The sequence below is a fragment of the Nocardioides marinquilinus genome, from assembly GCF_039543705.1.
In the GTDB taxonomy this organism is placed as follows: domain Bacteria; phylum Actinomycetota; class Actinomycetes; order Propionibacteriales; family Nocardioidaceae; genus Nocardioides; species Nocardioides marinquilinus.
The window spans coordinates 468,091-485,331 of the sequence record NZ_BAABKG010000003.1; the positions used below are offsets into that span (position 1 = coordinate 468,091).

21 protein-coding genes and 1 tRNA gene are annotated in these 17,241 nt (G+C 72.8%); 4 read left to right on the forward strand and 18 right to left on the reverse strand.

The features are described 5' to 3' along the window. The first annotated feature begins 94 nt into the window (after positions 1-94). Entirely contained in the window at positions 95-1,075 is a 981-nt protein-coding gene (locus ABEA04_RS13345) for an NAD(P)H-binding protein (RefSeq protein ID WP_345459177.1), read from the forward strand. A 45-nt stretch (positions 1,076-1,120) separates the two neighbouring features. On the opposite strand, the gene ABEA04_RS13350 is transcribed toward ABEA04_RS13345, so the two are convergent. From ABEA04_RS13350 to ABEA04_RS13400, 11 genes are all read right to left on the reverse strand, one after another. After that, a complete protein-coding gene (locus tag ABEA04_RS13350; RefSeq protein ID WP_345459180.1) occupies positions 1,121-1,357 on the reverse strand; it encodes a hypothetical protein in 237 nt (78 codons plus the stop codon). Between the two features lie 344 nt (positions 1,358-1,701). Next, positions 1,702-2,286: a DapH/DapD/GlmU-related protein gene (locus ABEA04_RS13355; RefSeq protein ID WP_345459183.1), complete on the reverse strand. Its 585-nt coding sequence runs from the start codon at positions 2,284-2,286 to the stop codon at positions 1,702-1,704. Beyond that, entirely contained in the window at positions 2,286-2,660 is a 375-nt protein-coding gene (locus tag ABEA04_RS13360; RefSeq protein WP_345459186.1) for a cyclophilin-like fold protein, read from the reverse strand. The genes ABEA04_RS13355 and ABEA04_RS13360 overlap by 1 nt, the downstream gene beginning before the upstream one ends. Positions 2,661-2,880: 220 nt before the next feature. Continuing rightward, positions 2,881-3,279: a (R)-mandelonitrile lyase gene (locus ABEA04_RS13365; RefSeq protein ID WP_345459189.1), complete on the reverse strand. Its 399-nt coding sequence runs from the start codon at positions 3,277-3,279 to the stop codon at positions 2,881-2,883. After that, positions 3,276-4,337 (reverse strand): zinc-dependent alcohol dehydrogenase family protein, encoded by a 1,062-nt coding sequence (locus tag ABEA04_RS13370; protein WP_345459192.1) that lies wholly within the window; start codon positions 4,335-4,337, stop codon positions 3,276-3,278. Before ABEA04_RS13370 ends, ABEA04_RS13365 begins: the two co-directional genes overlap by 4 nt. Positions 4,338-4,411: 74 nt before the next feature. Beyond that, positions 4,412-4,873, reverse strand: a complete 462-nt coding sequence (locus tag ABEA04_RS13375) for a MerR family transcriptional regulator (RefSeq protein ID WP_345459195.1) — start codon at positions 4,871-4,873, stop codon at positions 4,412-4,414. Positions 4,874-5,110: 237 nt separating this feature from the next. Continuing rightward, positions 5,111-5,186: transfer RNA gene (locus ABEA04_RS13380), tRNA-Ala, on the reverse strand. 80 nt (positions 5,187-5,266) lie between these two features. Next, positions 5,267-5,896 (reverse strand): histidine phosphatase family protein, encoded by a 630-nt coding sequence (locus ABEA04_RS13385; protein ID WP_345459198.1) that lies wholly within the window; start codon positions 5,894-5,896, stop codon positions 5,267-5,269. After that, on the reverse strand, positions 5,893-6,270 hold the full coding sequence (rsfS, locus tag ABEA04_RS13390; protein ID WP_345459201.1) for a ribosome silencing factor: 378 nt from the start codon (positions 6,268-6,270) through the stop codon (positions 5,893-5,895). The genes ABEA04_RS13385 and rsfS overlap by 4 nt, the downstream gene beginning before the upstream one ends. Further along, positions 6,267-6,902, reverse strand: a complete 636-nt coding sequence (nadD, locus tag ABEA04_RS13395; protein ID WP_425577029.1) for a nicotinate-nucleotide adenylyltransferase — start codon at positions 6,900-6,902, stop codon at positions 6,267-6,269. Before nadD ends, rsfS begins: the two co-directional genes overlap by 4 nt. 10 nt (positions 6,903-6,912) lie before the next feature. Further along, entirely contained in the window at positions 6,913-7,080 is a 168-nt protein-coding gene (locus ABEA04_RS13400; RefSeq protein ID WP_345459204.1) for a hypothetical protein, read from the reverse strand. 33 nt (positions 7,081-7,113) lie between these two features. Between ABEA04_RS13400 and ABEA04_RS13405 the strand changes: the two genes are divergently transcribed. Next, a complete protein-coding gene (locus ABEA04_RS13405) occupies positions 7,114-7,908 on the forward strand; it encodes a GNAT family N-acetyltransferase (RefSeq protein WP_345459206.1) in 795 nt (264 codons plus the stop codon). 110 nt (positions 7,909-8,018) lie between these two features. On the opposite strand, the gene ABEA04_RS13410 is transcribed toward ABEA04_RS13405, so the two are convergent. The 3 genes from ABEA04_RS13410 to ABEA04_RS13420 form a co-directional block, all read right to left on the reverse strand. Continuing rightward, positions 8,019-8,480: a hypothetical protein gene (locus tag ABEA04_RS13410; RefSeq protein WP_345459209.1), complete on the reverse strand. Its 462-nt coding sequence runs from the start codon at positions 8,478-8,480 to the stop codon at positions 8,019-8,021. Between the two features lie 10 nt (positions 8,481-8,490). Then, the gene (locus ABEA04_RS13415; RefSeq protein ID WP_345459212.1) at positions 8,491-9,141 is read right to left on the reverse strand and encodes a CDP-alcohol phosphatidyltransferase family protein; all 651 of its coding nucleotides are present in this window, start codon (positions 9,139-9,141) and stop codon (positions 8,491-8,493) included. A gap of 300 nt (positions 9,142-9,441) precedes the next feature. Then, a complete protein-coding gene (locus tag ABEA04_RS13420) occupies positions 9,442-10,698 on the reverse strand; it encodes a glutamate-5-semialdehyde dehydrogenase (protein ID WP_345459215.1) in 1,257 nt (418 codons plus the stop codon). Between the two features lie 74 nt (positions 10,699-10,772). Here ABEA04_RS13420 and ABEA04_RS13425 point away from each other — a divergent pair, with 74 nt between their 5' ends. Next, positions 10,773-11,522, forward strand: coding sequence for a ZIP family metal transporter (locus tag ABEA04_RS13425; protein WP_345459218.1), 750 nt, complete (start codon positions 10,773-10,775; stop codon positions 11,520-11,522). Between the two features lie 145 nt (positions 11,523-11,667). Here the strand turns inward: ABEA04_RS13425 and ABEA04_RS13430 are convergent, their stop codons facing one another. The 4 genes from ABEA04_RS13430 to ABEA04_RS13445 all read right to left on the reverse strand — a co-directional run bounded on the left by ABEA04_RS13430 (position 11,668) and on the right by ABEA04_RS13445 (position 14,981). Next, the gene (locus ABEA04_RS13430) at positions 11,668-12,633 is read right to left on the reverse strand and encodes an electron transfer flavoprotein subunit alpha/FixB family protein (RefSeq protein WP_345459221.1); all 966 of its coding nucleotides are present in this window, start codon (positions 12,631-12,633) and stop codon (positions 11,668-11,670) included. Between the two features lie 20 nt (positions 12,634-12,653). Next, positions 12,654-13,475, reverse strand: a complete 822-nt coding sequence (locus ABEA04_RS13435) for an electron transfer flavoprotein subunit beta/FixA family protein (RefSeq protein WP_345459224.1) — start codon at positions 13,473-13,475, stop codon at positions 12,654-12,656. A gap of 193 nt (positions 13,476-13,668) precedes the next feature. Further along, on the reverse strand, positions 13,669-14,202 hold the full coding sequence (locus ABEA04_RS13440; protein ID WP_345459227.1) for a hypothetical protein: 534 nt from the start codon (positions 14,200-14,202) through the stop codon (positions 13,669-13,671). Next, positions 14,202-14,981 carry an enoyl-CoA hydratase/isomerase family protein gene (locus tag ABEA04_RS13445; protein ID WP_345459229.1) on the reverse strand — a complete coding sequence of 260 codons (780 nt, stop codon included), beginning with the start codon at positions 14,979-14,981 and terminating at the stop codon, positions 14,202-14,204. Before ABEA04_RS13445 ends, ABEA04_RS13440 begins: the two co-directional genes overlap by 1 nt. 82 nt (positions 14,982-15,063) lie before the next feature. On the opposite strand from ABEA04_RS13445, the gene glgX reads away from it, so the two are divergent. Beyond that, positions 15,064-17,223, forward strand: coding sequence for a glycogen debranching protein GlgX (glgX, locus tag ABEA04_RS13450; RefSeq protein WP_345459232.1), 2,160 nt, complete (start codon positions 15,064-15,066; stop codon positions 17,221-17,223). Positions 17,224-17,241: the final 18 nt, after the last annotated feature.

Below are 17,241 nucleotides of genomic sequence, written 5' to 3' on the forward strand. Positions count from 1 at the left end.
CACCTCCCCCACCGCATCCCGCGAACGTCCCCGCGACCTCGGGTCGTACCAGCCTGCCCGCGCACGCCCGCACGGGCCGACACGAGAGGAAGTCATGTCCACGACCCCGTCCACCATCCTGGTCACCGGCGCCACCGGCAGCATCGGCCGCGCCCTCGTCGACCGGCTCACCCGCCCCGACGTGGCCGCCGCGGCCGCCGACGCCGCGCACCCGTACGCCGTCCGCGTGCTGGCCCGGCGTCCCGACCAGGTCACCGCCTTCGCCGAGCGCGGCATCGACGCCGCCCTCGGCAGCCTCGACGACGTCGCGAGCCTCGAGCGGGCGATGCAGGGCTGCGACCAGGTCTTCCTGCTCGCCCCGGTGACCCCCGACATGGAGCAGCTGGCCCGGCAGGGCATCGACGCCGCCCGCAGCGCCGGCGTCCGCCACGTCGTCAAGGTCTCGGCCTCCGACGCCCGCACCGACTCCCCCGTGCCGTGGGCGGCCGCCCACGCGCGCACCGACGAGCACCTGCGCATCAGCGGCCTCGAGCACACCGTGCTGCGCGCCACCGCCTTCATGAGCAACCTGCTCGACCTGTCCCCTGCCCTGCGCCGCGGCCTCCTGCCGGGCACCAGCGGCGCCGGCGCCACCACCTGGATCGCCCCCGAGGACGTCGCCGTCGCGGCCGCCACGGTGCTCACCACCCCCTCGCGCCAGGGCGGCGCCCGCGAGGCCGGCGCGATGCACCTGCTGACCGCCACGCCGTCGCTGTCGTTCCCCGAGGTGGCCGAGCAGCTGACGCCGGCGCTCGGACGCCGGGTGCGCTACGTGCACCTGCCGCGCCCGTTCATGTACCTCGCCACCCGCCTCGGCGGCTCCTCGCACTGGGAGGCCCGCGGGCTGGTGCGCCAGTTCGCCGACGTGGTGCGCCACACCGCCGACGGCGTCGGCGACTACTCCACCGCGCTCGCCGAGCTGATGGGTGAGGAGCCGACGAGCATCGCCGACTACGCCCGCGCGCACCTCGCCGACCTCGCGCCCACGCACGCCCGGCGCCGCTCCACCCTGGTGCCCGGCACGTCGTCGCACTGACGGCGGCCGCGCTGCGCCCACCACCGTGCCGTCGGTGCCGACCACCTAGGTGCGGGTCGTGCCGGTCACCTCGTCGAACCGCTCGAGGTCGTCGGCCAGCGCCGCCGTGCCGCCGCCGTACTCGCCGTCGGCGAGGGCAGCGAACCGGGTGGCGGCCGCGAGGCGCTCCTGGTGCAGGTCGACGGCGCGGTTCTCGGCGTAGGACCGCAGCAGCGGCACCGCCAGCAGCACGAGGACGGCGGCCGCGGTCGAGACCGTCAGCACGAGCAGGTGGCGCCTCACGGCGGGCTCGTAGCGACGTCCGGGCCGTCCGGGCCGTCCCGGCCGTCCGGCGCCGCCACCGGTAGCCGACCCCGCGCACCGTCTCGACGACGCGCTCGCCGACCTTGGCCCGCAGCGAGCCGGCGTGCATGTCGAGGGTGCGCGAGGCGCCCACCCCAGGTGGTGTCCCAGGGCCGGTCGCTCGTCGACGGCCACGACGCTGGGCATGACCCAGGTCGCGTGGCACTCGTCACGCGGGAGGCTCTACGGAGCCTTTACAGACCCGGCGGCCTGCGGGCCGGAGACGAGAGCAGCCGGGCCGGTGGGCCCGCCCTTGGACGTCGGTCGAGGTGCGGAGCTGTCGTTCAGGAACCGGCCGGTCCGAACCCGGTCGAGCGGATCAGCCTGGCCGGCACCCCTCCCACGACGGCGTGCGGCGGCACGTCCTTCGTCACCACGGCGCCGGCAGCCACGACGGCTCCGTCGCCGATCGTCACGCCGGGCAGCACCGTCACCGCCGCCCCCAACCACACGTGGGATCCGAGCACCACGGGCGCCGGGACCATGTCGGCTCGCTTGTGCGGATCCATGGCGTGGTTGAGCGTCGTCAAGGTGCTCCCGTGACCGATGAGGGAGCCGTCGCCGATGGTGATGCCGCCGGTGTCCTGGAACCTGCACCCGATGTTGATGAACACACCCCGACCCAGGGTGAGGTTCTTGCCGAACTCGCTGTAGAACGGGGGGAAGACCGTCACCGACTCGTCGACGGCTCGGCCGGTGAGCCTGCCGAGAAGGGCTCTCACTCGTTCGGGCGTGTGGTAGCCCGTGTTCAGCTCCGCCGTCACTCGCAGCGCTTCCTGGGCCGCGCCGTGCATGAACGCGTGCGCCTCGGAGCCACCTTCGATCACGGAGCCGCGGACGACGTGGTCCAAGAAGGACGAGAGGTCCATCAGTCCCGTCCCTCCCGTGGGCCTCGGGTCTCGACGACGGCGGTGACAGACCCGCCCAGCTCGGCGATCTCCTCGGCGGCGTCGCCCTCGAGACGACCCAGCACCACGATCCCGGGGTAGTACGACTGGTCCCCGTAGTAGAGGACGAGGTCGTTGCCCGGCGCATAGTAGCCGACGTCCCCGACGTCGGGATCGGCCCCTTCGGGCTGACCGTCCAACGACAGCGGAGCCGCGAGCCGTCCCGTCTTCTCGACACCATCGTGGTCGCGCATGTCGATGGTCGCCGGGAGCTGTGCCAGGAGGTCACGCGCCGCGGCGCTGTCCGTGAGCGTGGCGTGGAACCGCCGGCCGTCGATGGTGATCTCGATGTCCATCGTGTTCCTCTGGCTGCTGGTCGGTGCTGTGGCTTCGACGGGCCCCGTGCTCGGCCGACCGGTCCCGGCGGACCCCGGACTGCTGGGTGGGCCGGCGGCGACGCTCGTGCGCTCGGCCCGGGAGTCGTCCGCGGCACATCCGGCGAGGCCGAGGACGACCGGGACGAGGCCCACGACGAGGGCTGGGTGCCGCACGTCGGATCGTGCGCGGGACGCCCCCTCAGCCGCGGTCATACTCGTCATCCGTGACGTGGTCGAGCCACGTGACCACCTCGCCGTCCTCGTCGGCCTCCTGCATGGCGAGGTGCGCCATGAAGCGATCGGCGGTGGCACCGTGCCAGTGCTCCTCACCAGGCTCGATGACGACGACGTCGCCGGGTCGGATCTCCTGCACGCCGCCGTGACGGGTGGCGACCAACCCGATGCCGTCGGTGACGTAGAGGGTCTGACCCCTGGGGTGGTGGTGCCACGCCGTACGGGCACCCGGTGCGAAGCGGACGTGCGCGCAACCGATCGCCGACTGCTGATCGGGGTCTCGCACCGCGTCGATGAACACCGTGCCCGTGAAACAGTCCGCGGGTCCGGAGGCCGTGCGTCCCTCGCTCCTGGTGAACCTCATGCCGACACCTCGCCGAGGTCGCTCACCTTGACCAGGGCCTTGATGGCGCGACGCTCGTCCATGGCTGCGTAGCCCTCGGCGATGTCGTCCAGCGCGACCGTCAGGTCGAAGACCCGGCTCGGGTCGATCTCGCCCCTGAGAACCGCCTCGACCAGCTGCGGCTGGTAGGAGCGTGCCGGCGCCGGCCCGCCGCGCGTACCGACGTTGCGGAAGAACGGCACGGTGGCGTCGACGGTCGCGTCGTGCGGGATTCCGACACGACCGACGACAGCCCCCGGCTTCGCGATAGCGAAAGCGGTGTCGGTGGCGTCCTTGCCACCGACACACTCCATGACGGCGTCGGCGCCGTAGCCGTCGGTGAGGCCCTTGAGCTGCTGGACAGCCTCCTCCCCACGGGCGGTGATGATGTCGGTGGCGCCCCATTCGCGCGCCAGGGCGTGGCGGGACTCGGTCGTGCTGCCGAGCACGATGATCCGCTCGGCGCCGAGCCGCTTCGCCGACAGCACTGCGCACAGGCCGACCGCGCCGTCACCGACCACGGCGACCGTGTCGCCGGAGGTGACCTCGGCGCTGACCGCAGCGTGGTGACCGGTGGCCATGACGTCGGTCAGGGCCAGGAGGGAAGCCAGCGTCTCGTCGTCGAAGTCCGTTCCGGGGATCCTGACCAGGGTGCCGTCGGCCTGCGGGACGCGGACGAACTCGGCCTGACCGCCATCGTCCTCGCCACCCTGGCCGAAGACGCCGCCGTGGATGCAGGCACTGTGGAAACCGGCCGTGCAGATCTCACACGTGCCGTCACTCCACGTGAACGGCGAGATGACGAAGTCGCCCACGCTGAGGTCGGCCACGGCGTCACCGATCTCGTCGACGACCCCGATGAACTCGTGGCCGATGCTGCCGTGAGGCAGGTCGGAGACGCCGCGGTAGAACCAGAGGTCCGACCCGCAGACGCAGGCCAGCACGACGCGGAGCACCGCGTCGGTCGGCTCCTTGATGGTCGGCTTGGGGCGCTCCTCGACCGTGATGGTGCCCTTGCCGTTGAAGATTGCCTGCTTCATCGTGATGTGTCCTCCTGTTGATGGCGCGACTCACCGGCGGAGCCGGATGCCCGGTCCGCTCGCGGCGCCCTTGGTTACGTGGTCCTGGTCCGCTTGAGCTCGTCGGCGAGGACCCGCGCCTCGCCCGACAGCAGCTCGGTCCGGTCGGCGTCGCCCGCCTCGACGGCCTGCCAGTAGTCGATCTTGAGCTGCACGTACCGACGGCGGAGCGCGATGTGCTCGAGCTCCTGGGCGAGCCGCTGGTCCTGGGCGGCGAGCAGCTCGACCTGTTCCCCGGCAGCAGACGGTCCGAGCCGGCCGTTCGCGACGTAGGTGCGCATGTCGCTGACAGACATGCCGGTCGCGGCCAGGCAGGCCACCCACATGATCTGATCGAGGTCACCCTCGTCATAGACCCGGTGCTTGCTGCTCTCACCCCGTCCGACGGGCGAGATGACGCCGCTGGCCTCGTAGTAGCGGAGCGTGCTGGCGGGGAGACCGGTCAGCGCTGCCGCTTCCTTGATCGAGTAGGTGGATCGGGTGGTCCGTGCTGTCACTCCATCCACTATGCGAACTTCAAGTACTTGAAGTCAAAGGTCTCGTGGGTCACACGCCGGTGGTCGACAGCCGTTCTGGACCCATCGTGACCCTGACCGGGTCCACGCACGGGAGGGGTCGGCACACGGGCGGACAAAAAAGCGCTCAGGTCTCCCTGAGCGCCGTTCCTGATGATCTCCCCGTGGTGGCCCTGCTCGATGCGGCTCTGCACACGCAGAGCCCGAGTGGAGCCACCGTGGTGGAGCTGAGGGGACTCGAACCCCTGACCCTCTGCATGCCATGCAGATGCGCTACCAGCTGCGCCACAGCCCCGTGCTCAGCCGCCTCGCGGCGACTCGCCGTACTGTAGCCAACGCCGTCCGGGCACGTGAAATCGGATCCCCTTCCGGGGCTCAGGGGGCGTGGTCGGCGGCGGTGCGGTTGTAGGCCTGCAGACGCAGGCGGCCGCCGTGGGTGTCCTCGGCGAGCACCACCCAGCCGGTGTTGGCCAGGCCGCGCAGGGAGTGGAAGACGTCGTCGGGCCAGCCGAGCAGGGCGCCCACCGCGACCCGGATGGCGCCGCCGTGGCTGACCGCGACGCCGGTCTCGCCCGGGGCGAGCGCGGCGAGCAGGTCGCGCATGGCGGCCACGGTGCGCTCGCGCAGCTGCGCGGTGGTCTCGGCGCCGGGGGCGACGTCGTAGACGCCATGCCTGAACTGCGCGAACTCCTCGGGCGCGAGGACGGCGTACTCGGCGTGGGTCAGGCCCTCCCGCTCCCCCAGGTGCACCTCGCGCAGCCGCCGGTCGTAGGTGACCGGGAGCCCCGTGGCCGCGGCGAGCGGGGCGACGGTCTCACGGGTGCGCTGCAGGTCGGAGCACCAGATCAGCGTGGGCTCGAGCGCGGCCAGCACCGGCGCGACCCGGGCTGCTTGGGCACGCCCTTCGTCGTCGAGGTCGACGTCGATCTGGCCCTGCACGCGCAGGGCGTGGTTCCAGGCGGTGCGGCCGTGGCGCAGCAGGACGAGGGTGCGCCCCTCGCTCACCGCTCGTGCGAGACGACGTCGGCGGGCAGCTCGATGGTCGGGCAGTCGCGCCACAGCCGCTCGAGGGCGTAGAACTGCCGCTCCTCCTCGTGCTGGATGTGGACGACGATCTCGCCGTAGTCGATGAGCACCCAGCGGCCGTCGCGCTCGCCCTCGCGGCGGTTGGGCTTGGCGCCGAGGTCGCGCAGCCGGTCCTCGACCTCGTCGACGATCGCCTTGACCTGGCGGTCGTTGCTCGCCGAGGCGAGCAGGAAGGCGTCGGTGATGGCCAGCTGATCGCTGACGTCGAAGGCGATGATCTGCTGGGCCAGCTTGTCGCCGGCCGCGCGGGCGGCGGCGACGACGAGCTCGACGGCGTGTTCGGTGGCGGTCATGTCGGCTCCAACCTAGCCGGGTCCTCGTAGAGCCGGTGCTTGTGGATGTACTGGACGACGCCGTCGGGCACCAGGTACCAGACGGGACGGCCGAGCCGCTGGCGCTCTCGGCAGTCGGTCGAGCTGATCGAGAGCGCCGGCACCTCGATCAGGGTCAGGCGTTCTGACGGGATGGCCTCGACCACGGACGGCGTCAGCTGGGCGCCGGGCCGCGTGCAGCCCACGAAGTGGGCGAGGTCGAAGAGCTGGTCGGCGTCGCGCCAGCTGAAGATGTCGGCCAGCGCGTCCGCGCCGGTGATGAAGAACAGGTCGGCGTCGGGCAGCTGCGCCGACAGGTCGCGCAGCGTGTCGGTGGTGTAGGTCGGGCCCGAGCGGTCGACGTCCACCCGCGAGACCCGGAAGCGCGGGTTGGACGCCGTGGCGATCACCGTCATCAGGTAGCGGTGCTCGGCGGCCGAGACCTCGCGGTCGGACTTCTGCCACGGCTCGCCGGTGGGCACGAAGACGACCTCGTCGAGGCCGAACCAGCTCTGCGCCTCGGACGCCGCCACGAGGTGCCCGTGGTGGATGGGGTCGAAGGTGCCGCCCATGACGCCGACACGGCGCCGTCCCGGGACGGCGGGGGTGCTCACGGGAGCCGGATCAGCTGTGCTCGCGCCCGCCGCCGAACGCGACCAGCCCGCCGAGCAGCGCGAGCAGGATGCCGAGCGCGATCAGGCCGAAGACCCAGGCCGGGACGGCGGGGTCGCTGTGCTCGGCGCCCTCGGACGCGGCGAGGGTGGCGGACGCGGCGAGGGCGCTCAACGACATGTGCCCAGGGTATCGCCCGGATAGGTTGCCGCGGTGCCCGACCTCGACGCCCTGCGCGACGCCTACGACGACCAGCTGCGCGACGAGGCCGAGACGCCCTCGGCGATCGCGGTCACCCGGCTCGGGCCGCTGCGGATGGCGACCTTCGGCGGCGGTCGCGGCTTCATCACCTACCGCCGGCTGGACGCCGTCCCCGACGGTGGGTTCGAGGCGCTGGTCGCGGGGGCGCTCGAGCACTACCGCGCCGACCCGGTGATCACGCGCGTGGAGTGGAAGACCCGCGGCCACGACCATGCCCCGGGCCTGCACGAGGCGCTGCTGGCCGGCGGCTTCGAGCCCGACGATCCCGAGTCCGTGATGATCGGCGAGGTGCGGCTGCTGGCCGCCGACGTCACGCTGCCCGACGGCGTCACGCTGCGCCGGGTCACCGAGGAGCACGACGTCCGCGCCATGTGCGCGATGCAGGACGAGGTGTTCGGCGGCTCACCGAGCGACGACTACGCCGACGCGATCGTGCGCCGGCTGGCCCGCGACGACGGCATGGAGCTGTGGGTCGCCGAGGCCGACGGCGTCATGGTGAGCGCCGGGCGCATGGAGCCGGTCGAGGACAGCGACTTCGTCGGCATCTGGGGCGGCGCGACCCGCCCGGAGTGGCGCGGCCGCGGCATCTACCGCGCCCTCACCGCCGAGCGGGCGCGCTCCGCGATGGCCCAGGGCAAGACCTACGTGCACAGCGACTCCACCGAGTTCTCCCGGCCCATCCTCGAGCGCGCCGGGCTAGTCAAGGTCACCACCACCACGCCGTACGAGTGGCGGCGGGAGGGCTGACGCGGGCGCAGGAGTCACCGGATCACCGGTGACTCCTGACGTTCTCGGCCGGTGCAACGGCCGAGAACGTCAGGAGCCGGCTGAGAAGGCTGGCCCAGCGAGGCCCGACATCAATGCAAGGCGACGTCGGCGCCGAGGAACAGCAGCCCGAACCGCAGCGAGCGGCCGAGGAAGACGGTGGGCAGGAAGACCCACATCGGCACCCGCAGCAGTCCGGCGACGGCGGCCATGGCGAGCAGCGGCGGGATGCCGACGAACGCCGAGACGAGCATGAGGGCCCCGGAGAAGACCGGGCGGCCCTCCATGCGCGCGCTCCACCGGTCGTAGAACGGCTGGATCTTCGAGCCGGCGAGCTTCTTCTGCGCCCAGTCGGACTGCACGCCGCGGCGGGCCGCCTCGTACCAGATCACCTTGCCGATCGTGGCGCCTGCGCCGGCGGCGATGCCGAGCGAGACGGCCGCTGTCGTCCCGGGCCGGGCGGCCGCGCCGCCGATGATGAACGCCTCGATGGGCAGGAACGGCAGCAGGGCCGAGGCGATGCTGAGGCCGAACATGCTCAGCCAGAGGATCACCACGGGTCGACTACCGGCGCGCCTCGGTGGGCTGGACGCCGACCGCGGACGCCGGCTCCGCGGCCGGGCGGGCCGGCACCGGCAGCCCCATCTGCAGCAGCCAGCGCAGGCAGACGCACTTGAGCGTCAGCAGCGCGAGCGCCACGACGAGCCCCAGCCACCACCAGCCGGTGACGAGCAGCAGCACCGCGAACAGCGAGCTGTTGACCGTCTTGGCCGGGATCGACCAGTTCCAGCGGTACAGGCGCCGGTCGACGAGGTAGAAGTAGTTCGGGCTGCGGATCGGCCAGTAGAGGAAGGCCAGCGACAGGAAGAAGTCGATGACCATGAACTCGAAGAGGTAGACCGCCACCGGCAGCAGCATCGACGGCTCGAGGTAGGCGAAGCCGAGGTAGAACGCCGCGCAGTTGAGCCGGTCGCACAGCATGTCGACGACGCCGCCGATGCGGGTCTCGCAGTTGCGCAGGCGGGCGTAGAGGCCGTCGAGCGAGTCGCCGGCCCAGTAGACGACCAGGCCGATGACCAGCAGGGTCAGCTCGTGCTGCCAGGCCCCGACCAGGCAGAGCGTGAACGAGGAGATCGTGCGTACGAAGGTGATGACCGTCGCGCCGGTCCAGAGCCGCTCGACCGCAGGGTCGATGTAGGGGTCACGCGCCGGCACGCCGGAACCCTACTCGGCGCGGCCCGGCGTCCGTGCACGGCCGGCCGGAGGCCCCCGGTGCTCGTCGCACCTCGGCCAGCACGGTGGGCCCGCCACGGTGGTCGAGGTGCGAGGCCGGCCACGGCCAGGACGACGCGACCGTCCGCGGCGACGGCCGGGCCCTTCGACAGGCTCAGGGTCCGTCGGTCCAGCTCGCCTCGACGGCCCGGCCCCCACGGTGGTCGAGGTGCGAGGCCGGCCATGGCCGAGCCACGAGACCCCGCCAGGACGACGCGAACGTCCGCGCGCCGACGGCCGGCGTCAGGGACGCACGTGGCCGTCGCCGGTGACGACGTACTTGGTGGAGGTCATCTCGGGCAGGCCCATGGGGCCGCGGGCGTGCAGCTTCTGGGTGCTGATGCCGATCTCGGCCCCGAAGCCGAACTCGCCGCCGTCGGTGAACCGGGTGGAGGCGTTGACGACGACGGCCGCGGCGTCGACGGCGGCCACGAACCGGCGGGCGGCGGCCTGGTCGCGGGTGAGGATCGCCTCGGTGTGGCCGCTGGAGAACCGCCGCAGATGGGCGACCGCGGCGTCGAGGTCGGCCACCACGGCCACCGAGATGTCCATCGAGAGGTACTCGGCGGCGTGGTCGTCGTCGGTGGCGGGGACGACGCCCGGCAGCCGCGCCGCCGTCTCGTCGCCGTGGACGACGACCCCGGCGTCCTGCAGGGCCGTCACGAGCCGCGGCAGCAGGGTGTCGACGAGGTCGGCGTGCACCAGCAGCGACTCCGCCGCGTTGCAGACGCTGGTGCGGTGGGTCTTGGCGTTGAGCACCACCTCGACCGCCTGGTCGGGGTCGGCCGCGGCGTCGACGTAGACGTGGCAGTTGCCGACGCCGGTCTCGATGACCGGCACCGTCGACTCCTCCACCACGCTCTGGATCAGCCCGGCCCCACCGCGCGGGATCAGCACGTCGACCAGCCCGCGGGCCCGCATCAGCGCCTTGACGGTGTCGCGGCTGTCGGCCGGCACCAGCTGGACGACGTCGGCCGGCAGCCCGGCGCGGGCCACCGCCTCGCGCAGCACCTCGATGATCGCCGCGTTGGACGACGCCGCGCTCGCGCTGCCGCGCAGCAGCACCGCGCTGCCCGCCTTGAGGCAGATGCCGGCCGCGTCGGCGGTGACGTTGGGGCGCGCCTCGTAGATCATCCCGACCACGCCGAACGGCACCCGCACCTGCCGCAGCTCGAGGCCGTTCGCGAGCGTGGAGCCCCGCACCACCTCCCCCACCGGGTCGGGCAGGCCGGCGACCTCGCGCAGCCCCTGCGCCATGGCGGCGACGCGGTCGTCGGTCAGGCGCAGCCGGTCGACGACGTTGGCGGGGGTGCCGGCGTCCTCGGCGCGGGCGACGTCGTCGGCGTTGGCGGCCAGGACATCGTCCGTGGCGGCGACGAGCGCGTCGGCCATCGCGTGCAGCGCGGCGTCCTTGGTGGCCCGGGTGGCCAGGGCGAGGTCGTGGGAGGCCACCCGGGCCCGCGCGGCGAGGGCGCGCACGTCGTCGTCGGTCGTGGTCACGGCCCGAGCCTAGGACGGCGCCCTTCGCCCGCCGGGTCGGTGGCAGGCCCCTGAGACGGGGTCAGGATGGGGGCATGCCGGTGTGGCTCGAGGCGGGGTTCTGGGGATTGATCGCGGGCGGCGCGCTCGTGGTGGGCGCCGCCGTCGCCTGGTTCGTGCGGGTGCCGCGGCCGGTGGTGGCCGGCGTGATGGCCTTCGGCGCCGGGGTGCTGATCTCGGCGCTCGCCTTCGACCTGGTCGCCGAGGCCGAGGAGGGCGGTGGGCTGGCCGCGACGGCGATCGGCCTGGTGGCGGGTGCGACGGCGTACGTCGGGGCCAACGTCGCGCTCGCCCGGCGCGGGGCCCGGCACCGCAAGCGGGCCGGCGACGAGCAGCCCAGCGAGGACGAGCAGTCGGGCAGCGGCACCGCGATCGCCGTCGGGGCGCTGCTGGACGGCGTCCCGGAGTCGGTCGTGCTCGGCCTGTCGCTGCTCGGCGGCAGTGGGGTCGGGGTGCCGGTGCTGGCCGCCATCGCGATCTCGAACCTGCCGGAGGGGCTGTCGAGCACGGCCGGGATGCGCACCAGCGGACGCAGCGCCCGCTACGTCTTCGGCGTCTGGGGTGGCATCGCGGTGGCCAGCGGCCTCGCCGGGCTGCTCGGGTGCCTGCTGCTGCAGGACGCCTCGGGCGCCACGATCGCCGTCATCACCGCGATCGCGGCGGGCGCCATCCTCGCGATGGTGACCGACACGATGGTCCCGGAGGCCTTCGAGACCGCCCACCTCGGCACCGGCCTGATCGCCACCCTCGGCTTCATCGCGGCGTTCGCCATCCACCGCGCCTGAGCTCCGGATAGATCGTTGCCCGGTCAACGTGGGACGCCGCCCCCGACGTCGATGGGGTAACGATCTGTCCCGGCACGGGGACAGCGCGAGGGCCGGCCGACCTCGACGGTCGACCGGCCCTCGTGAGCTGGTGCGGGTGGAGCGGTCAGCCCTTGCGCTGCGCGACCTGCTCGGTGGCGGCCGGGAGGACCGTGGACAGGTCGCCCACGACGCCGAAGTCGACGAGCTCGAAGATCGGCGCCTCCTCGTCCTTGTTCACCGCGACGATGGTCTTCGAGGTCTGCATGCCGGCGCGGTGCTGGATGGCGCCCGAGATGCCGTTGGCCACGTAGAGCTGCGGCGAGACGGTCTTGCCGGTCTGCCCGATCTGGTAGCTGTGGGGCACCCAGCCGGAGTCGACGGCGGCCCGCGAGGCGCCGACCGCGGCGCCGAGCGCGTCGGCGAAGCCCTCGACCGGCGCGAAGTCGCCGCCGGTGCCGCGGCCACCGGCGACCACGATGGCGGCCTCGGTGAGCTCGGGGCGACCGGTCGACTTGCGCGGCTGCGAGGCCACGATCTGCGCGGCCTTCGCCCGCTCGGAGATGGTCGGCGTGAACTGCTCGACCGTGCCGGCGCCGGCCCCCTCGGTGGGGTTGGCCGAGTTGGGCTTGACCGTGATGATCGGCGTGCCGTGGGTGACCTTCGCCGCGACCGTGTAGTTGCCGGCGAAGACGCTCTGGGTGGTGGTGCCGTCGTCGGCGACGTCGACGGCGTCGGTGATCAGGCCGGAGCCGAGCCGGACGGCGAGGCGGGCGGCGATCTCCTTGCCCTCGAAGTTCGAGACGACCAGGACGCCGCCGAGGCTGTCGGCACCGCCGGCCTGCTCGGCGATCTGCTGCAGGGTCTCGACCTTGGGGGCCACCAGGTAGCCCTTGGTGGCGGCGTCGTCGACGACGTAGACCTTCTCGGCCCCGAACGCCTTGACGCGCTCGGCGGCGTCGCCGGCCTTGTCGGCCGGACCGATGTAGACCGCGGACGGCTCACCCAGCTTCTTGGCCAGGGTGAGCAGCTCGAGGGTGGGCTTGCTGACGGCACCGTCGACGTGGTCGACGAGGACCAGGACCTCGGACATGACTGTTGCTCCTCGCCTTCTCAGATGAACTTCTTGGACGCGAGGAACTCGGTCAGCGCGGTGGCGCCGGAGCCGTCCTCGTCCTTGACGATCTCGCCCGCGGTGCGCGGCGGCCGCTCGGTGGTCTCGGTGACCTCGCTGTAGGCGACCGAGAGGCCGACGTCGTCGGCACCGAGGCCGAGGTCGGCCAGCGAGTAGGTCTCGAGCGGCTTCTTCTTCGCCGCCATGATCCCCTTGAAGGAGGGGTAGCGCGCCTCGCCGGACTGGTCGGTGACCGACATGACCAGTGGCATGGTGGCGCCGATGACCTCGGTGGCGGTGTCGCCGTCGCGCTTGATGCGCACCTGGTCGCCCTGGGTCTCGATGACCGAGGCGAGCGTGACCTGCGGCAGGTCGAGACGCTCGGCCAGCATGGCCGGGACGACGCTGCCGGCGGCGTCGGTGGACGCCATCCCGCACATCACGAGGTCGACGCGGCCGTCGCCGAGCGACTCGCCGACCTTCTCGACCGCCTTGGCCAGCACCAGCGAGGTGCCGAGGTAGTCGGAGCCGGCGATGGCGTCGTCGGTGACGTGGACGCCCTGGTCGGCGCCCATCTGCAGCGCCTTGCGGACGGCGTCGACCGCCTTGTCGGGGCCGACGGTGAGCGCGATGACGGTGACGTCGTCGGGCGCGTCGGCCTTCTCCTTCAGCTGCAGCGCCTGCTCGACGGCGTACTCGTCGAGCTCGGAGAGGAGGCCGTCGACGCCGACGCGGTCGACGGTGTTGTCCTCCTCGAAGCGCCGGTCGGCGGTGGCGTCGGGGACGTGCTTGACACAGACGAGGATGTTCAGCTTGGTCATGTGGTGGTACGGCCCGCTCGGGCCCCTCCTGATGGACTCGGTCGGGCCGCAGACCGGCCCGGACTGACTCGACGGCCACGCCGTGGAGCGCGGCTCGCCGCCAGGTTACCGGTGCGTACCCACGCCCGGTACGCCCGTGTGGTGAGGGTTACGCCACGTGCCCGGCGCGCCCCCCACCCGGGGCCTCAGGACGTCAGGGGCGCACGACGCGGTCGACGATGCGACCGATGACCAGCCAGACGACCGCGGCGATGCCGTAGTTGAACAGCGCCGTCTTGGTGTCCTGGTACTGACCCTTCTTGGAGTCGAAGTCCTTGATGGGGCTGGTGAGGTCGAAGAAGCCCAGGTCGACCCGGTCGGCGAACTTGAACAGGAAGTCGACCAGCTCGTTCTGCCGGTTCGCGTCGATGGCGATGAGCAGCACCGAGGCCGCCAGCACGAAGGCGAAGACCAGGCAGACGGTCCAGAGCAGCCGCGCGATCGCGGTGCGGATCTTCTTGAGGTCGACCTTCACCGGCGACCGCTTCGCGCGCTTCTCGGTGTGCACCTCGGTCGTCTTCGTGCTGCCGGACGCACCGGTCGTCTCACCGTCCGCCTTCTTGGTCGTCGTGGTCTTGCCGGACGTGCCGGACGTGCCGGACGACGTGCCGGTGGACGTGGTCTCGCCCGCGCTCGTCGTGTCGCCGGCCGGCTTCGTGCCCGGCTCGTCGGTGGACTTCTCCGCCATCATCGCCCCTTGAACTCGGCCTTGCCCGGCCCGTTGTCGATGAAGGATCGCATACCGACGGTCCGGTCGTCTGTGGCGAACAGGGCCGCGAACTGCTGGCGCTCGATCTCGAGGCCGGTGTCGAGGTCGACCTCGAGCCCGCGGTCGATGCTCTCCTTCGCCGCGCGCAGCGCCCAGGGCGCGGCGGTGGCGAACCGGGCGGCCCAGGCGACGGCGGCGTCGTACAGCTCGGCGGCCGGGACGACGCGGTCGACCAGGCCGATGGCGAGCGCCTCGTCGGCCTTCACGAACCGGCCGGTGAAGATGATGTCCTTGGCCTTGCTGGGGCCGACCAGCCGCGAGAGCCGCTGGGTGCCGCCGGCGCCGGGGATGATGCCGAGGAGCACCTCGGGCTGGCCGAGCGTGGCGTCGTCCGCGGCGAAGCGGACGTCGGCCGCCAGCGCCAGCTCGCAGCCGCCGCCGAGCGCGTAGCCGGCCACGGCCGCCACCACCGGCTTGGGGATGCGGGCCACCGCCGTGACCGCCGACTGCACCGAGCTCGAGATGCGCACCATGTCGGTGTAGGAGAGGTCGGCCATCTCCTTGACGTCGTTGCCGGCCGCGAAGACCCGCTCGCCGCCCCACAGCACCACGGCGCGGACGTCGTCGCGCTCGCTGGCCTCGGCGGCCGCCTCGCGCAGCTCGCCCTGCACCTGCACGCTGATCGCGTTCATCTTGGGCCGGTCGAGCCGGATCGTCCCCACGCCGTCGGCCACCTCGAGCCGCACGAACTCCGCCATCGCTCCTCCGCCTCGTCCCGCGCGTCTCGCGCGACCGTGTCGTCGCCCGGTCGGGTGACGGCCCCTCCCTATCATTCCCGGCGTGGCCCTGGGCGTGTGGCGTGAGCTCGGCGAGCGTGCGGCGGTGTGGCCGGGACGCTTCGAGCCGCGTGGCGCCACCTGGAGGCCGGAGGCGACCAACTTCGCCGTCCACGCCCCACGGGCCACCGCCGCGTGGGTGTGCCTGTTCGACGAGGCCGGCACCGAGACCAGGCACCAGCTGACCGAGCGCACGCTCGGCACCTGGCACGGCGCGCTGCCCGGGGTCGAGCCCGGCACCCGCTACGGCTTCCGGGTCGACGGCCCGTGGGACCCGGCCCAGGGCGCCCGGTTCAACCCGCACAAGCTGCTGGTCGACCCCTACGCCCGCGCCGTCAGCGGCGGGCTGACCCCGCACCGGGCGATCTACGGCTTCGACGTCGACGACGCGACGCGGCGCAGCGAGCTCGACTCGGCGCCCTACGTGCCGCGCTCGGTCGTGGTCGCCCCCGACGACTTCGACTGGGGCGGGCAGCGGCCCGAGCGGCGGCGCTGGCGCGACACCGTGATCTACGAGCTGCACGTCAAGGGCACCACGCAGCTGCACGACCGGGTGCCCGAGCACCTGCGCGGCACCTACGCCGGGCTCGGCACGCCGGCGGTGACCGACTACCTGCGCGACCTCGGCGTCACGGCCGTCGAGCTGCTGCCCGTGCACCAGTTCGCCTCCGAGCCCGCCGTCACCGGCCGCGGGCTCACCAACTACTGGGGCTACAACAGCCTCGGCTTCCTGGCCCCGCACGGCGCCTACAGCGCCGCGGGCGACCGCGGCCAGCAGGTCGCCGAGTTCAAGACGATGGTGCGCGCCTTCCACGACGCCGACATCGAGGTCTTCCTCGACGTCGTCTACAACCACACCGCCGAGGCCGGCTCCGACGGCCCCACGCTCAGCCTGCGCGGCCTGGACGACGCCGCCGCCTACACCCGCACCGGCGCGGCGACGCCGGGCGCGCCCGGGTGGAGCGACACCTACTGGGACGCCACCGGCTGCGGCAACACCGTCGACACCGACGACCCCGCCGCGCTGCGGCTGATCCTCGACTCGCTGCGCTACTGGGTCACCGAGATGCACGTCGACGGGTTCCGCTTCGACCTGCTCTCGGCGCTCGCCCGCACCGAGCGCGAGGTCGACATGCGCTCGCGGTTCATGACCGCCATCGGCCAGGACCCCGTGCTGCGCGGCGTGAAGCTCATCGCCGAGCCGTGGGACGCCACGATGGACGGCTACCTCGTCGGCCAGTGCCCGCCGCCGTGGGTGGAGTGGAACGACCAGTTCCGCGACACCATCCGCGACTTCTGGCGCGGGCAGAGCGCCGGCGTCCGCGACGTCGCGACGCGGCTGGCCGGCTCGGCCGACCTGTACGCCGACGACGGGCGCTCGCCGTACGCCTCGGTCAACCTGGTCAGCGCCCACGACGGCTTCACCGTGCGCGACCTCGTCAGCTACGCCACCAAGCACAACGCCGCCAACGGCGAGGACGGCCGCGACGGCACCGACGGCAACCGCTCCGAGAACCACGGCGTGGAGGGCGAGACCGACGACGCGGAGGTCGTGGCGCGGCGCCGGCGCACCGCGGCCAACCTGATGGCCACGCTGTGCCTGGCCAACGGCGTCCCGATGATGGTCGCCGGCGACGAGCGCGGGCGCACCCAGCGCGGCAACAACAACGCCTACTGCCAGGACAACGAGATCTCGTGGATCGACTGGCGCGGCGACGACGCGTGGCTCGACGTCTACGAGACGACGAAGGCGGCGCTGCGGCTGCGGCGCAGCCACCCCGCCCTGCGGCAGCGACGGTGGTTCGAGGGGCAGCCGACCATCGTCGGCGGACCCAAGGACGTCGCCTGGCTGCACCCGGCCGGGCGCGAGATGACCGCCGCCGACTGGCACGACGCCGGCCTCGCCACGCTGGGCATGTTCGTGCTCGGCACCCCGCTGCGCTCCCCCGGCCGGCACGGCGAGCAGCTCGCCGACGCCTCGTTCCTGATGTGGTTCCACGCCGGCTCCGGGCCGGTCGACGTCGTCCTGCCGCCCGACCCGTGGGGCCGCCCGAGCGAGGTCGTGCTCTCCACCGAGCCCGGCGTGGTCGCCGGGTCGCCCGTCGCGGACGGCGAGGTGCTCACGCTGGGCGGCCCGGCCGTCGTCGTGCTCCGCGAGACCTGACCGACCGTCGTCCGCGCG

Coding starts and splice junctions, on each gene's coding strand:
- ABEA04_RS13345 (WP_345459177.1), top strand. CDS start 95: ATGTCCACGACCCCGTCCACCATCCTGGTCACCGGCGCCACCGGCAGC.
- ABEA04_RS13355 (WP_345459183.1), bottom strand. CDS start 2,286: ATGGACCTCTCGTCCTTCTTGGACCACGTCGTCCGCGGCTCCGTGATC.
- ABEA04_RS13360 (WP_345459186.1), bottom strand. CDS start 2,660: ATGGACATCGAGATCACCATCGACGGCCGGCGGTTCCACGCCACGCTC.
- ABEA04_RS13365 (WP_345459189.1), bottom strand. CDS start 3,279: ATGAGGTTCACCAGGAGCGAGGGACGCACGGCCTCCGGACCCGCGGAC.
- ABEA04_RS13370 (WP_345459192.1), bottom strand. CDS start 4,337: ATGAAGCAGGCAATCTTCAACGGCAAGGGCACCATCACGGTCGAGGAG.
- rsfS (WP_345459201.1), bottom strand. CDS start 6,270: ATGACCGCCACCGAACACGCCGTCGAGCTCGTCGTCGCCGCCGCCCGC.
- ABEA04_RS13400 (WP_345459204.1), bottom strand. CDS start 7,080: ATGTCGTTGAGCGCCCTCGCCGCGTCCGCCACCCTCGCCGCGTCCGAG.
- ABEA04_RS13425 (WP_345459218.1), top strand. CDS start 10,773: ATGCCGGTGTGGCTCGAGGCGGGGTTCTGGGGATTGATCGCGGGCGGC.
- ABEA04_RS13430 (WP_345459221.1), bottom strand. CDS start 12,633: ATGTCCGAGGTCCTGGTCCTCGTCGACCACGTCGACGGTGCCGTCAGC.
- ABEA04_RS13435 (WP_345459224.1), bottom strand. CDS start 13,475: ATGACCAAGCTGAACATCCTCGTCTGTGTCAAGCACGTCCCCGACGCC.
- ABEA04_RS13440 (WP_345459227.1), bottom strand. CDS start 14,202: ATGGCGGAGAAGTCCACCGACGAGCCGGGCACGAAGCCGGCCGGCGAC.
- ABEA04_RS13445 (WP_345459229.1), bottom strand. CDS start 14,981: ATGGCGGAGTTCGTGCGGCTCGAGGTGGCCGACGGCGTGGGGACGATC.